Annotated in this window: 15 protein-coding genes; 11 read left to right on the top strand and 4 right to left on the bottom strand. The window is 56.9% G+C overall.

The genetic code is table 11. The features are described 5' to 3' along the window. The first annotated feature begins 51 nt into the window (after window positions 1-51). Window positions 52-726, top strand: coding sequence for an isoprenylcysteine carboxylmethyltransferase family protein (locus J2X72_RS01145; RefSeq protein WP_310067537.1), 675 nt, complete (start codon window positions 52-54; stop codon window positions 724-726). A gap of 36 nt (window positions 727-762) precedes the next feature. Here J2X72_RS01145 and J2X72_RS01140 read toward each other — a convergent pair whose 3' ends face one another. Further along, complete coding sequence (locus J2X72_RS01140) at window positions 763-1683, bottom strand: LysR substrate-binding domain-containing protein (protein ID WP_310067535.1); 921 nt, start codon at window positions 1681-1683, stop codon at window positions 763-765. Between the two features lie 135 nt (window positions 1684-1818). Between J2X72_RS01140 and J2X72_RS01135 the strand changes: the two genes are divergently transcribed. From J2X72_RS01135 to J2X72_RS01125, 3 genes are all read left to right on the top strand, one after another. Continuing rightward, window positions 1819-3072 carry an aromatic ring-hydroxylating dioxygenase subunit alpha gene (locus J2X72_RS01135; protein ID WP_310067533.1) on the top strand — a complete coding sequence of 418 codons (1254 nt, stop codon included), beginning with the start codon at window positions 1819-1821 and terminating at the stop codon, window positions 3070-3072. Further along, entirely contained in the window at window positions 3062-4135 is a 1074-nt protein-coding gene (locus tag J2X72_RS01130; protein WP_310067531.1) for a hybrid-cluster NAD(P)-dependent oxidoreductase, read from the top strand. The genes J2X72_RS01135 and J2X72_RS01130 overlap by 11 nt, the downstream gene beginning before the upstream one ends. 89 nt (window positions 4136-4224) lie before the next feature. After that, window positions 4225-4482 (top strand): DUF982 domain-containing protein, encoded by a 258-nt coding sequence (locus tag J2X72_RS01125; RefSeq protein ID WP_310067529.1) that lies wholly within the window; start codon window positions 4225-4227, stop codon window positions 4480-4482. A 128-nt stretch (window positions 4483-4610) separates the two neighbouring features. On the opposite strand, the gene J2X72_RS01120 is transcribed toward J2X72_RS01125, so the two are convergent. Together J2X72_RS01120 and J2X72_RS01115 are read right to left on the bottom strand one after the other, a co-directional pair. Beyond that, a complete protein-coding gene (locus J2X72_RS01120; protein WP_310067528.1) occupies window positions 4611-5240 on the bottom strand; it encodes a glutathione S-transferase family protein in 630 nt (209 codons plus the stop codon). Window positions 5241-5258: 18 nt separating this feature from the next. Beyond that, the gene (locus J2X72_RS01115; protein ID WP_209999209.1) at window positions 5259-5507 is read right to left on the bottom strand and encodes a DUF2188 domain-containing protein; all 249 of its coding nucleotides are present in this window, start codon (window positions 5505-5507) and stop codon (window positions 5259-5261) included. 204 nt (window positions 5508-5711) lie between these two features. Between J2X72_RS01115 and J2X72_RS01110 the strand changes: the two genes are divergently transcribed. Further along, window positions 5712-6587, top strand: a complete 876-nt coding sequence (locus J2X72_RS01110) for an aldo/keto reductase (protein ID WP_310067527.1) — start codon at window positions 5712-5714, stop codon at window positions 6585-6587. Here the strand turns inward: J2X72_RS01110 and J2X72_RS01105 are convergent. After that, entirely contained in the window at window positions 6584-7054 is a 471-nt protein-coding gene (locus J2X72_RS01105) for an NUDIX domain-containing protein (RefSeq protein ID WP_310067526.1), read from the bottom strand. The two genes, J2X72_RS01110 and J2X72_RS01105, sit on opposite strands and share 4 nt — an antisense overlap. Window positions 7055-7368: 314 nt before the next feature. On the opposite strand from J2X72_RS01105, the gene J2X72_RS01100 reads away from it, so the two are divergent. The 6 genes from J2X72_RS01100 (at window position 7369) to phoU (ending at window position 13520) form a co-directional block, all read left to right on the top strand. Beyond that, a complete protein-coding gene (locus J2X72_RS01100) occupies window positions 7369-7626 on the top strand; it encodes a DUF982 domain-containing protein (RefSeq protein ID WP_209999215.1) in 258 nt (85 codons plus the stop codon). A gap of 388 nt (window positions 7627-8014) precedes the next feature. Then, a complete protein-coding gene (locus J2X72_RS01095) occupies window positions 8015-9055 on the top strand; it encodes a substrate-binding domain-containing protein (protein ID WP_209999216.1) in 1041 nt (346 codons plus the stop codon). Between the two features lie 84 nt (window positions 9056-9139). After that, window positions 9140-10606 carry a phosphate ABC transporter permease subunit PstC gene (gene pstC, locus J2X72_RS01090; protein ID WP_310067519.1) on the top strand — a complete coding sequence of 489 codons (1467 nt, stop codon included), beginning with the start codon at window positions 9140-9142 and terminating at the stop codon, window positions 10604-10606. Next, window positions 10603-11922 carry a phosphate ABC transporter permease PstA gene (gene pstA, locus J2X72_RS01085; RefSeq protein ID WP_310067516.1) on the top strand — a complete coding sequence of 440 codons (1320 nt, stop codon included), beginning with the start codon at window positions 10603-10605 and terminating at the stop codon, window positions 11920-11922. The genes pstC and pstA overlap by 4 nt, the downstream gene beginning before the upstream one ends. A gap of 70 nt (window positions 11923-11992) precedes the next feature. Next, window positions 11993-12766, top strand: coding sequence for a phosphate ABC transporter ATP-binding protein PstB (gene pstB / locus J2X72_RS01080; RefSeq protein ID WP_245426403.1), 774 nt, complete (start codon window positions 11993-11995; stop codon window positions 12764-12766). 22 nt (window positions 12767-12788) lie between these two features. Beyond that, window positions 12789-13520: a phosphate signaling complex protein PhoU gene (gene phoU / locus J2X72_RS01075; protein WP_310067514.1), complete on the top strand. Its 732-nt coding sequence runs from the start codon at window positions 12789-12791 to the stop codon at window positions 13518-13520. Window position 13521 lies beyond the last annotated feature (1 nt).

The raw sequence follows: 13521 nt of genomic DNA, 5'->3' as shown, positions 1-13521 counted from the left end.
GTTTATGCTGGCGTCGGCGATTCCAAGTGAAATGCGGCGGAGCCTTCTGTGATGGATCTCATCGTTCGGACTGCAAGAAGTGCCATTCTGGGCCTGCTTGCCCTAGGCGCCATCGTCTTCGGATCGGCCGGGACACTGGACTACTGGCAGGGCTGGGCCTTCATTGTCGTCTTTACACTTTCGACAAACCTGATTGGCATCTATCTCGCAATCAAGGATCCAGCTCTGCTCGAGCGCCGCTTGAAAGCCGGGCCTGGTGCCGAGACACGTCCATTGCAAAAGGCACTGATAACGGTTGCCTTTGCCGGTGCCATTGCCTTGCCGGCGGTCTCCGCGCTTGACTATCGTTTCGGCTGGTCATACGTGCCGCCCTTTGTCTCGGTGCTGGGAAACGCCTTGGTGGCTCTGGGCCTGATGATCGATCTTCGGGTCTTCCGTGAGAACAGCTATGGCGCGTCGACGATCGAAAAGATGGAAGATCAAAAGGTCATCTCGACCGGACCATATTCATGGGTCAGACACCCGATGTATGTCGGGGTGCTCGTCCTCATCGTCGGGACACCGCTCGCCTTGGGTTCGTATTGGGGCCTGTTGTTCCTGTTTCTCAACGTGCCGATCCTGATATTGCGCATCCTTGACGAGGAAAAGATGTTGCAACAGGAGCTCGAAGGCTATCCGGATTATATGGAAAAAGTGCGATACAGGCTTGTACCCGGTCTTTGGTGAGCAAGCCTGCGGCGGTCTGCCGTTGCCGATCATCGTCTAGAGGTGCACTTCTTGTTCCTGCGATGCCATCTGCAGCCAATTGACGAAGAGGCTTGCAGCTTCATTGCCATGTTGCCTCGTCGGGATCACGACGAAATAAGCCCCTCTGGGTTTGATCGCGGCGTCAGTCAGGCGAACCAGCCGTCCCTGCTGCAACAGGTCTTCCACGAGATGTGTCCAGCCCAGCGCGATCCCCTGACCGTTGAGTGCCGCATAGATCGCTTCGGTGTAAAAGCTGCAACGCAATCCCAGCGTCTTCTTGGGAACCACGATGGAAAATGACGAAAGCCACTCATTCCAGCCTGTCCACGTCGGATCGTCGGTTTCGTTGGAAATGAGGGAATATGAGGTCAAGTCCGCCGGAGTTTTGATGCGCCCATCTGCCCCTGTATATTCCGGGCTGCAGACCGGGAAAACTTCGTCCTCGAACAGCAATTCGGCATGACCATCCGGCCACATGCCGTTGCCGAATCTGATCGCAACGTCCACCTCGCCCAGTCGAAGGTTCGGCATGTTGTCCTGAGAGAGGATGCGGAGGTTGGTGTAGGGATATTGCCGCGAGAACTCTGAAATTCTGGGCATCAGCCAGAAATGCGAGAATGCAACTGTCGCAGAGATCGTCAGCTCATCGCTGGAAGCGTCCTTGCGAAGGCCGGTAACGGCCTCCGCGATGAGATTGAAGGCGTCGCCGGTGGCCGTCGAAAGCGCTTTGCCCTTGTCGGTCAAAATCACCTTCCTGTGCAGCCGTATGAAAAGGGGAAAGCCAAAGTCCTTCTCGAGAAGGTGTATCTGGCGGCTGACCGCAGCCTGGGTGACGCCGAGTTCCTCAGCGGCTTTCGTAAAGCTCGACAGCCGCGACGCCGCTTCGAATGCGGTAAGTGCCGTCAATGGTGGCAGCTGTTTCCTCAAGCTCTTCACTCTTCACCCCGATTTCGCCGAGCGACAGGTCACAGTTTCCCATTACGTCAGGTAATGTCAACGCCGCGCATTTGTGCGGTTGAAATATCGATATTTGCTGCGATTCTAAAGCCGATTGATCCATAAGGAAACATTATGCTCAATACGTTCCCATCGCCGATCTCCTCTCTGCTCGATGCGCGTATCGACGGGCACTGTCTTCCTGCCGGACTTTACACCCGCGAGGACGTCTTCCAGGCGGACCTCGACGTGTTCTTTTCCAGGCACTGGATTCATGTTGGTCTTGAGTGCGATGTTCCGGAAGCTGGCGACGCGGTGGTCATCGACATCGGATCGACAAGCTTGATTTTGCTGAGGGACGACGACAACGCCATCCGGGTGGTCCGCAACGTTTGCCGTCATCGAGGCGCGCGACTGCTGGACGCCGGATCAACAGTCATTTCCAAGCTGGTGTGCCCCTACCACCAGTGGACGTACGAGCTTTCGGGTGAACTCAGTTATGCCCCGCATATGGGAAAGAACTTCGACAAGAGCTGCAAGAGCCTCAAGGCGGTCAACTTCAGGTCGATCGGCGGCCTGATCTATGTCTGTCTTTCCGACAATCCGCCGCAGGACATCAAGCGGCTGGAGGAGGTCATGGATGGGCGGCTGGAGCCCTATGACATCCGGAACGCCAAGGTCGCACACCAAATGGATGTCATCGAGAAGGGCAACTGGAAGCTCACCATGGAGAATAACCGGGAGTGCTATCACTGCTCGGCGAACCACCCGGAGCTATGTGTTTCGTTCGTCGATCTTGATTTCGGATATGATCCCGACAGCCTCAGCCCGGAGGACCGGGAGGAGGCGGAAGCGCATTTCGCCATGTATAGCGAGCGCACGAAAGATTGGGAGGCAGACGGATTTCCATCCTCCACGGTCGAACAGGTGAGAAACTGCGAAACCAATTTCCGTACCCAGCGCCTGATTATCGCCGGGGCGGGCGAGTCCCAGACGGAAGATTCAACCGCCGCCTCGTCGAAGCTTCTTGGGACAATGACCCGCAAGGATCTCGGCGATGTGCATCTTTGGGGGCACAATAGCTGGTGCCACTTCATGGGTGACCATGCCGTGATCTCCATCGCGATCCCGCTCTCTGCCGACACCACCCTCATCCGGACGAAATGGCTTGTTCACAAGGATGCGATGGAAGGCGTCGACTACGATCTCGCCAAACTTACCCACGTATGGACCGAGACCACCAATCAGGATGCGGAACTCGTTGCCCGCGCCCAGGCGGGCGTCGAGGACCCCGGCTATGAGCCCGGCCCTTATTCCAGGTTCACCGAAGTCGCTCTCGATGACTTCGCGAGCTGGTACATTGAGCGGATGCGTGCCCATGGTTACTGATCTCCTCCCCAAGGCCGTGCGCGGCGGATATTGGGACCCGGAGACCGACGACGAACTCGTTTGTATCGACGTCCACGACGAAACGCATGACGTGAAAAGTTTCACGTTCGTGTCGCCGGATCGGAAACAATTCGAGTTCAACGCCGGGCAATATTTCAAATTCGAGCTCGGCCTCGATAATGAGGACGACGGGCGCTGCTACAGCATCTCATCGTCACCACTTCGCAAGAACGCCATAACTGTCACGGTGAAGCGTGTGCCGGGTGGAAAGGTATCGAACTGGCTGCACGACAATCTGATTGCGAGCATGGCCGTCCGCGCGTCGGGGCCACTTGGACGTTTCGTCCGGCCAGCGGCGAAGAAGTACCTTTTCCTGTCGGGCGGCTCGGGAATCACGCCACTCATGTCGATGGCGCGGGAACTTGCTGACACGGCCGAGTCGACCGACGTCATCTTTCTCCACGCCGGTAGAACTCCAAAAGACCTTATCTTCCGCGAAGAGATTGCAAACATTGCCCGACGTGTCAAAGGGTTCAGAATTCTGCTGCTTCCCGAAGACATCGGGGCCGAACGCGGTTGGCCGGGCATTTCAGGCCGGATTTCCAGGGAGTTCCTTTTCCTGGCGGCACCCGATATCGCCGACCGCGTCGTCATGTGCTGCGGACCCGCGCCGTTCATGGCAGCTGCTAGAAAGATCGGCGTCGAACTGGGTGTTCCTGAATCCAGCTACCTTGAAGAAAGCTTTGACGCGGTTGTCATCGAAGAAGAGGCAGCGCCGGCTGGCGCGGACGCCCAAACGAAATCGTTCAATGTGCAGTTTTCGAAACAGGGCAAGTCTATCGAAGTCCGCGCCGAGCAGACGGTTCTCTCCTGCGCCAAAAAATCCGGCGTCAGGATACCATCCTCCTGTGCCAGCGGTATCTGCGGAACCTGCAAGTCCAAGCTCGTAAGCGGAGCCGTCGACATGAAACACGATGGAGGGATCAGGCAAAGGGAAATCGACGCTGGCTTCTTCCTGCCGTGCTGTTCCAGACCATTGAGCGATCTCGTCATCGAACGCTAGTCGCTCCAATGCAGGACGAGTCCCGGCGAATTTTCAGCGGGCGAGAATCTTCATGGAACAACTGTCATATTGAAACGTTAGGTTGCGCTATGACCACACCGTTTCCCTCTGTAACCATCGAAATTCAGCCGGCCGGGAAGCCCCGGAACATCGCGTCTGTCCCAGAAGCAGCCGAAGTCCTGTTAATGGACTGGCCGATCCACGACGGCGTCAAACTGAAGGCGGCAAGGCAGAAATGTCTTGATGCGCTTGATGGTAAGGTAACGATTACCGAGTGCCGCTCGGCGTTCATCGAAGCGGCCAAAGAGGCTCGCATATTTGTAGATTATCCGGTGAAGAGACTTTAGAGCGAATTTTCCAAGTCCGTCGGGCTTCGGCTTCGCCCGATGGAAAGACATCGGCCTCGCCAAATCCCTCGACCTTGAACCGAATTCCCTCCGGCGAACGACTCTGAATAGACAAAACTTGCTCTAGATCACTTGTCAAAGTTACGCTTGAGAACGCCTGAGAACAGCGGGTCTTTCGCCACGTTGTCGGCGATTTCCGTCAGCTTCGGGAAAGATTGCGCGAATTCTTTCCATCCCGGCCGCCAGTTGCGCATAACGGCAATATAGAGGTCGATCGCACAGAAATCATTGCCGAGGAAACAGGGCGTATCGGCGACGTCCTCCACGTGGCCCCACAATGTCTTGCGATATTGATCGACAGTCCGCTTGTATTCGTCCTGCGCGTCTTTCGGCAATTGCCAGCGGGCCGGATCATCGCTGAAGTTCGACGTCGGGTAGATTTCACTCACGATGTAAATGAGCCATCGCAGAAAGGCCGGCCTTTGCCGGTCGCTGGTTGCGGGCGCAAGTTGGGCATCAGGAAATGCATCGGCCAGATGGAGAATAATCGCCGCGGTTTCTGTCATGACATCGCCGCCCGGCATAATCAAGGTCGGGACCTGGCCGAGCGGGTTCAATTCCAGCAAACGGTCACGGTCGGGGCCCGGTTCGAGATAGGGGATCTCCTCGAGTTCGAATTCAGCGCCGGCTTTGAGCAACGCCAATTCGACGATAACCGACCCGCAACCTTCCGATCCGATGAGAACATATTTGCTCATTGCCGCTTCCTGGCTTTATCAGCTCTTGGCGTCATCCTCGACATCGACTTCAGGCCGGTCACTTCCCCTGACCGATTCCTGATGCCACGTGCCATCTGAAGTTTCATAGCTGATCTGCGCATCCTCGCCACCAATCTGCTGGCGTTTGGCTGCCTCCCTGGCAGCTCTCAATGCGGCGTCGTGGGAGGGAAATTTCTCAGACCAGACGTCTCCGAGCTTGTAGGCCCAACCGCCGTCATGGGCATGGACATGATAGGTGAGATGCATGAAAGTTCTCCATTGGGACCGGCCGATTTGATCGCACGGTGCAGCATATCAGGCGAAAAGAAAAATGAATTGTCGAAGATTTTGTTCCAGCCAAAATCCGATCAACAGCCAAGGTAAATCTTCAGTGATTTGTCGAACGAACATCCGGGGCGTTTAATGTAGTACACTTATCTCACGATGATCAACCGAGCGAAAGGGTGGGACATGTCCAAATCCAATGCAGCGCTTTCGGGCACATTCAGAATTGGCGGAGACGTCGAAATCCATCGCCTCGGCTTCGGCGCCATGCGCATTACGGGCCCAGGAATATGGGGGGAACCGGCGGATCGTGCGGAAGCGCTACGCACGTTGAAACGGCTTCCCGAACTTGGCGTCAATTTCATCGATACCGCCGATTCCTACGGTCCCAATGTCTCCGAAGAGTTGATCAGGGAAGCGTTGCATCCCTATCGCGATATGTTGATCGCAACGAAAGCCGGGCTTGCGCGTACCGGCCCGAACCTGTGGACCCCGCTCGGGCGGCCGGAATATTTGATCCAGCAGGCATATGCGAGCTGCCGCCGGCTGGGCGTGGATCAGATCGGACTGTGGCAATTGCACCGGATCGATCCGAAGGTGCCGGGGGACGAGCAGTTTTCGGCGGTAAGAAAGCTCCTTGATGATGGTGTCATCCGTCATGCGGGTCTTAGCGAGGTGTCGGTGGCCGATATCAGGGCCGCATCGAAACATTTCAAAGTGGCGACGGTCCAGAACCGTTATAATCTTGTCGATCGAACCAGCGAGGACGTGCTCGACTATTGCAGCCAAAACAATATCGGGTTCATTCCGTGGTTTCCGCTTGCGGCGGGCGATCTGGCCAAGCCCGGATCGCTCCTCGACAAGATGGCTTCGGCTCACGGGGCCGGTCCAAGCCAGATCGCGCTGGCCTGGGTCCTGAAGCGCAGCCCGGTGATGTTGCCAATCCCGGGTACATCGAAGGTGGCGCACCTCGAGGAAAACATCGCAGCTGCGGCCATCGAACTTTCCAACGAGGAATTCGCCGCGCTCGATGCGGAAGGGAGGGCCTGGAACGCCGGCTAATCGATCCGGCGCTCAAGCATCTCCTGAAGGCGATCAAGGAACCGGCGCTGGCCCGCTATGATTTTCCGGTGCGCATCATCGAATGAAAACCACTGGGCGCGGTCGACCTCCGGAAAGATTTCATTGCGTCCGCTCCTGGGCGGCCATTCGATTTCAAAGGTATTGCTGACGAGCCCGGCCACGTCGAAATCGCCTTCGAGAGCAAATGCGGTCACAACCTTGCCGCCCGCTTGGCGGATGGACCCCAGAAACCGGAGCTCTCCATCAAGAACCACGCCCGTTTCCTCGGCAAATTCGCGCCGTGCCGTCCGTTCCGGATCATCGCCTTCGCCATACTCGCCTTTCGGAATAGACCAGGCCGAGATATCCTTGTTGCGCCAGAAGGGGCCACCTGGATGAACCAGCAATACTTCACATTCATTGCCGGTCTGGCGGTACATGAGAATGCCGGCGCTCTGCTTTGCCATGGCTCCCTCCCCGGGTCACGTGATCTCAACCGCTTTGACAAGCGGGCACGGGAACAAGGCCTCTTGCGTCAATATTGTCACAAGAGGCTCTAAGCCGGCGGTACTATGGAACGATTGAAATAGGTGTATCGTCCGAATTGGGGTATTGCGGGGTAAATGCAAATCTGAGATCATCGGCCATCCTAGAAGTCCAAATAAAAAGACCAGGGAACAGGAGGAAACATAGTTCGTAATTCTCGATGGAGTACAACTATGATTTCGAATTCAAGCTACGCAAATATCGCTGTTTCGTACAAAACGGGGGGCAGCGGGTCATGAACGACAAGTCTTTTTCATCTCCAGTACTGATCAGCCTCGGTGCCATGGGGCTTCGCCTCGTCTCTTCGGCGTGGGAGGCATTGGAGTGTCTGAAGAACCAATGGCCGCAGCAGGATGGGGTCGAATACCGGCGTGCGACGCGCATGTGCCGGGATGCCCTAGAAGGCTGGATGCCGCCGGCAAAGGCAAGGCAAGCATTCGTCCTTGCCGCGCAGCGCGCGGGTGTGTTGATAGGCAACCCAACGTTGAAATGAGCTAGAGTCGCCTGGGGGTTGCTCCAGCACATACTGCTCTCTCGCGCCGTTCGCATGGGCGCGGGAAGTGGAGTCATGACCGTCTTTTGCGCTGGCGTAGAGATGACGCAGCTGTGCAAGGCGGCTTTTGTCGCTTGCGGTTGTAAAAGCTGTCGCAATACGCCCGGAGGATGTTATTGAAATCGTTGAATCTTTGATCATCCTCCCCCTTGGATGCAATGGTCGCAGCCGGCTTACAATTCATTTAATTTAACAATTTCAATTCGTTAGATGACGTGCCTCCGCGTCACTCCCCTTGTGACCAAACTGTAATATATCTGTCACATGACTGTTATAAACCTTCTGTAGACAGCGCTTACTTCAACAGTTTTCCAACGGGAGTAAAACGATGAACAAGCTTCTAACTACAGCCGCAGTGCTTGCGATCGCCGTCGGCGCGTCCACGGTTGCAGCGTCTGCACGCGATCAGGTCCAGGTATCGGGCTCTTCGACGGTTCTGCCATACGCCAAGATCGTTGCCGAGACTTTCGGTGAAACATATCCTAACTTCAAGACGCCAGTCGTCGAATCCGGTGGTTCCGGTGCAGGCATCAAGGAATTCTGCAAAGGCGTTGGCGAAGACACGGTCGACATTGCCAATTCATCCCGCCCAATCAAGGAAAGTGAATTGAAGTCTTGCGCCGATGCAGGCGTCAAGGACGTCGAGGAAATCCGTATCGGCTACGATGGCATCGTTTTCGCCACCGATATCAAGGGTCCAGATTGGGCTTTGGCACCGAAGGACATCTACACGGCGCTTGCCGCCCAGGTCGTTGTTGACGGCAAGCTCGTCGATAATCCAAACACCAAGTGGAACCAGGTGAACCCGGCCCTCCCGGACTGGGATATTGCCGCGTACATTCCTGGCGAAAAGCACGGCACACGCGAAGTTTTCGAAGAGAAGCTGATGACCGGTGGCTGTAAAGCTACTGGGGCTGCCGATGCGATCAAGAAGCTCGGCCTTGACGAAAAGGCCGCTGCTGCTGCCTGTGTCAAGATCCGCAAGGATGGCAAGGCAATCGATATCGATGGCGATTATCCGGAAACGCTGGCTCGTATCGATGCCAACAAGACCGGCGTTGGCGTATTCGGCCTCGCTTTCTACGAGAACAATGCCGACAAGCTGAAGGTTGCTACGGTTGAGGGTGTCGTTCCGAGCACGGAAACCATTTCCTCGGGCAAGTATCCGGTGTCGCGTCCGCTGTTCTTCTATGTCAAGAAGGCCCATCTTGGTGTCATCCCTGGCTTGAAGGAATATGTCGACTTCTTCCTCAACGATCAGATGATCGGCCCGGACAGCCCGCTCGTCGAGTACGGCCTGGTTGCTGCCCCGGATGCAGAACGCAAAGCCCAGCGCGATGCATTTGCTGCCGGCACAACAATGAAGTAAGCCTCGGCTTACTTAAACGGGCGGCTTCGGCTGCCCGTTTATCTTTTTGATTGACGTGAATTTGCGGGACGGGGAAGATCCTAGATGTCCACTTTAATGGTGCTTGTGATTGTCATAGCGATTGCCGCGGCAGGATACTTCATCGGCCGCCAGCGTGCCGTCAGCAAAGAGGGCGGAAACGTCAAGCCGCATTCCCTGCCGCATTACCATGGATGGTGGGTTTTCCTGGCTTCCGCGCTGCCGGCTATCCTTTTTATCGCGGTTTGGGCCGCTGGAACCGGGGTTTACCTGGAGCGTTCGGCCATTGCCGAGCTGCCAACGCGCACAGCCGACACCGTCATTGCCAGCCAAAGCCTTGAGCTTGGGATGGTCAGCGGCATTGCTCGCGGCCTGGACAGGCTTAGCGATGCAGAACGGGCCAATCTTCCGCAAACCTTTGCAGAGCTGCAGCCGCTTCTCGCCAGCAAGGGTGTGGCGCTTGCCACCGAGGGTCAGGACTATATGATTCCCATCGCCGCCGAGTGGAACAGGAACACCGCCTGGGCGAGCAGTATAGGCGGAATTGTCGCGATAGTGCTGGCACTTGCCGGCGCGGCCTTCGGCCTCTCGGGCGTGCATGTCCGGGCGAGGGCCCGCAACAATGTGGAACGTGTCATCCTTGGCGCGCTCGTCGCGGCGTCGGCTATCGCCATTCTGACCACCATCGGCATCATCCTGTCGATGCTGTTCCAGACCATAACCTTCTTTCAATCGGTATCGCCTTCGGCCTTCTTTTTCGGCACGGTCTGGGATCCGCGCTTTGCAGCGGCGGGTTCCGGTGGTTCGCAAGGGCAGTTCGGCCTGATCCCTCTGCTCGCCGGCACGCTTTACATCGCGTTCGTTGCCATGCTGTTCGCGGTCCCGGTCGGCCTGTTCGCCGCCATCTATATGGCGGAATATGCAAGCCGCAGCGTACGTTCGGTCGTCAAGCCGCTGCTTGAGGTGCTGGCCGGTATCCCGACGATCGTCTATGGCTTCTTCGCGCTTGTCACAGTCGGTCCATTCCTGCGCGATCTCAGCGCGGCACTTTCCGGTGGTTATGCCTTTATCCAGGCGCAAAGCGTTTTGACTGCAGGCATTGTCATGGGTGTCATGCTGATCCCCTTCGTCTCGTCGCTTTCCGATGACATCATCACCGCGGTTCCCCGCTCGCTGCGCGATGGATCACTCGGGCTCGGTTCCACCAAGTCCGAAACAATCCGCCGTGTGGTTCTTCCGGCTGCCTTGCCGGGTATCGTCGGCGCGCTGCTTTTGACCGCGTCGCGCGCCATCGGCGAAACCATGATCGTTGTGCTCGCTGCCGGTGTTGCGGCCAATCTCAACATCAACCCGTTCGAAGCGATGACGACGATCACAGTCAAGATCGTCAATCAGCTCACGGGCGATCTGGAATTCAACTCACCGCAAACGCTGGTGGCGTTTGCCTTGGGCCTCACCCTCTTTTTCATCACTCTGGCGATGAACATCTTTGCGCTCTACATCGTGCGTAAGTATCGGGAGCAGTACGAATGACCGACATAGCCCTCAATCCCGCTGCACCAGCATCTGCACGTCCGGCGCGCCGTGACATCGGGCTCAAGCGCCGTTATGCCGCCGAACGTCGTTTCAAGCTGTATGGTATCACCGCGATTGCCATCGGCCTCTTCTTCCTGGTCGCCTTGATGTATTCCGTGTTCTCGAACGGTTATACGGCCTTCTGGCAGACCGAGGTCAATCTTGCGATCAATCTCGATCCGAAGATCATCGATCCGGACAACAAGCGTGCGACCGATCCGAACGTCCTGTTAACGGCCAATTATCCGATCCTGGCACGCAATGCACTGGCGGAAAAACTGGGCGTGGCGACGACGAACAAGCCCGCGATGCGTGAGCTCGGCAAGCTGTTTTCGGAAGGCGTGCGCGGACAATTGCGCGACCTCGTCGTAGCCAATCCTTCGCTTATCGGCACGACGCAGAACGTCTGGGTGCTGACTGGTGCGGACATCGATTCTGCCTTCAAGGGTCAGATCGATCTCACCGTCGATCAAGCCCGCCGCAAGGTTTCAGACCAGCAGGTCGAGTGGATGAACAGGTTGAAGAGTGAGGGCGCGATGTCCCAGCGCTTCAATACCGGCCTCTTCACCTATGGCGCGTCGAGCCGGCCCGAGACATCCGGTCTTGGCGTGGCGCTGATCGGCTCGCTCTACATGATGCTGATCGTCCTTTGTCTCTCCCTGCCGATTGGCGTCGCCGCGTCCATCTATCTTGAGGAATACGCCAAGAAGAGCCGGCTGACGGACATCATCGAGGTCAATATCAATAATCTCGCGGCTGTTCCTTCGATCGTGTTCGGACTTCTCGGATTGGCTGTCTTCATCAACTTCTTCCACATGCCGCGCTCGGCCTCGCTGGTCGGCGGCATGGTGCTGACACTGATGACATTGCCGACCATCATCATCGCGACCCGCGCAGCGCTGCGGGCCGTTCCGCCATCGATCCGCGCTGCGGCGCTGGGCGTCGGAGCGTCGAAGACCCAGATGGTGTTCCACCACGTCCTGCCGCTGGCCGCCCCCGGCATCCTGACCGGCACGATCATCGGTCTTGCGCACGCGCTGGGTGAGACGGCGCCGCTGCTTCTGATCGGTATGGTCGCATTCGTCGCCAACAGTCCTGTAACGCCGCTCGATCCTTCCACGGCGCTGCCAGTGCAGATCTATATGTGGGCCAACGAGGCGGAACGCGCCTTTGTCGAGCGTACATCGGGCGCTATCATCGTGTTGTTGATTTTCCTCGCGGTCATGAACATCACAGCCATCATTCTGCGTCGCCGCTTCGAGCGGCGGTGGTAACGGGTCGGGAAAGGCTCTAATTATGAACCTGATGACGGAACGAAATCTCGAAAAAGCGGTAAACGACAAAATGAGCGCTCAGGGAAATGCTATCAAGATGCAGGGCAAGGACGTCACCGTCCACTATGGTGACAAGCAAGCGCTGTTCGGTGTCAGCCTCGATGTGCCAGAGAAGATGGTAACGGCCCTGATCGGACCCTCGGGCTGCGGCAAGTCGACTTTCCTGCGCAGCCTGAACCGCATGAACGACACGATCGAAGGCTGTAAGGTCGGCGGCCTTCTTACACTGGACGATGAGGACATCTACAATCCAAAAATCGACGTTGTGGAATTGCGTGCCCGCGTTGGCATGGTTTTCCAGAAGCCCAATCCCTTCCCGAAGTCGATTTTCGAGAACGTGGCTTATGGCCCGCGTATTCATGGTCTTGCCAAGAACCGCCAGCAACTCGATGAAATCGTCGAAAAGAGCCTGCGTCGCGCCAGCCTGTTTGAGGAGGTGAAGGATCGCCTGCACGAAGCGGGAACAGGTCTTTCCGGCGGCCAGCAGCAGCGCCTGTGCATTGCACGCGCCATTGCCGTCAGCCCGGAAGTCATCCTGATGGATGAGCCGTGCTCGGCGCTCGATCCGATCGCCACCGCGAAGGTTGAGGAACTGATCGACGAATTGCGCGAAAATTATACGATCGTCATCGTGACGCACTCGATGCAGCAGGCGGCCCGCGTATCGCAGCGCACCGCAATGTTCCATCTGGGCAACCTCGTCGAGGTAGGTGATACCGAAATGATGTTCACCAGCCCAACGGAAAAGCGCACGCAAGACTACATCACCGGACGCTTCGGCTGATCACGGGAAAGAGGTTGATATCATGACCGAACAGACAGCACAGCACACCGTCCGTTCCTACGACGAAGAACTGAAGTTCCTGACGCACAAGATCGCCGAGATGGGCGGGCATGCGGAGCGCATGGTCGAACAGGCTGTCGCTGCCATGGTCAAGTCGGACAATGCGCTGGCACAGCGCGTGATCTCGGACGATTTGATCCTCGATGCCGGTCAGCGCGAAATCGACGAAAAGGCGATTACCATCATCGGCAAGCGTCAGCCCATGGCGATCGACCTGCGTGAAGTCATCGGTACGATCCGCATTTCATCGGATCTGGAACGCATCGGTGATCTTGGCAAGAACATTGCCAAGCGCGTGGTTGCTGTTACCGATACGAGGCAAACGCTCTCCGTCTATCGCGGGTTACAGACCATTGCCGAACTGGCCTTGACGCAGCTCAAGGACGTTCTCGACGCCTACGCCACACGTTCGGTCGCGCAGGTCAATATCGTGCGCGAGCGTGACGATGAGATCGATGCGCTCTACACATCATTGTTCCGCGAACTTCTGACCTACATGATGGAGGATCCGCGCAATATCTCCGCCTGCACGCACCTGCTTTTCTGTGCAAAGAACATTGAACGCATCGGCGACCATGCGACGAACATAGCAGAGACAGTTTATTATATTGTGACGGGAACGCAGCTTCCGGCGGAACGCCCAAAGGAAGACCAATCCCACACTATCGTCGTGGATGAACCTCTCGCGTCCTAAT

Origin of the sequence: Phyllobacterium sp. 1468 (assembly GCF_031455525.1) — a bacterium.
Lineage (GTDB): Bacteria > Pseudomonadota > Alphaproteobacteria > Rhizobiales > Rhizobiaceae > Phyllobacterium.
Note: the sequence above shows the minus strand (reverse complement) of the source record. Positions and strands in the feature narration are given on the sequence as shown.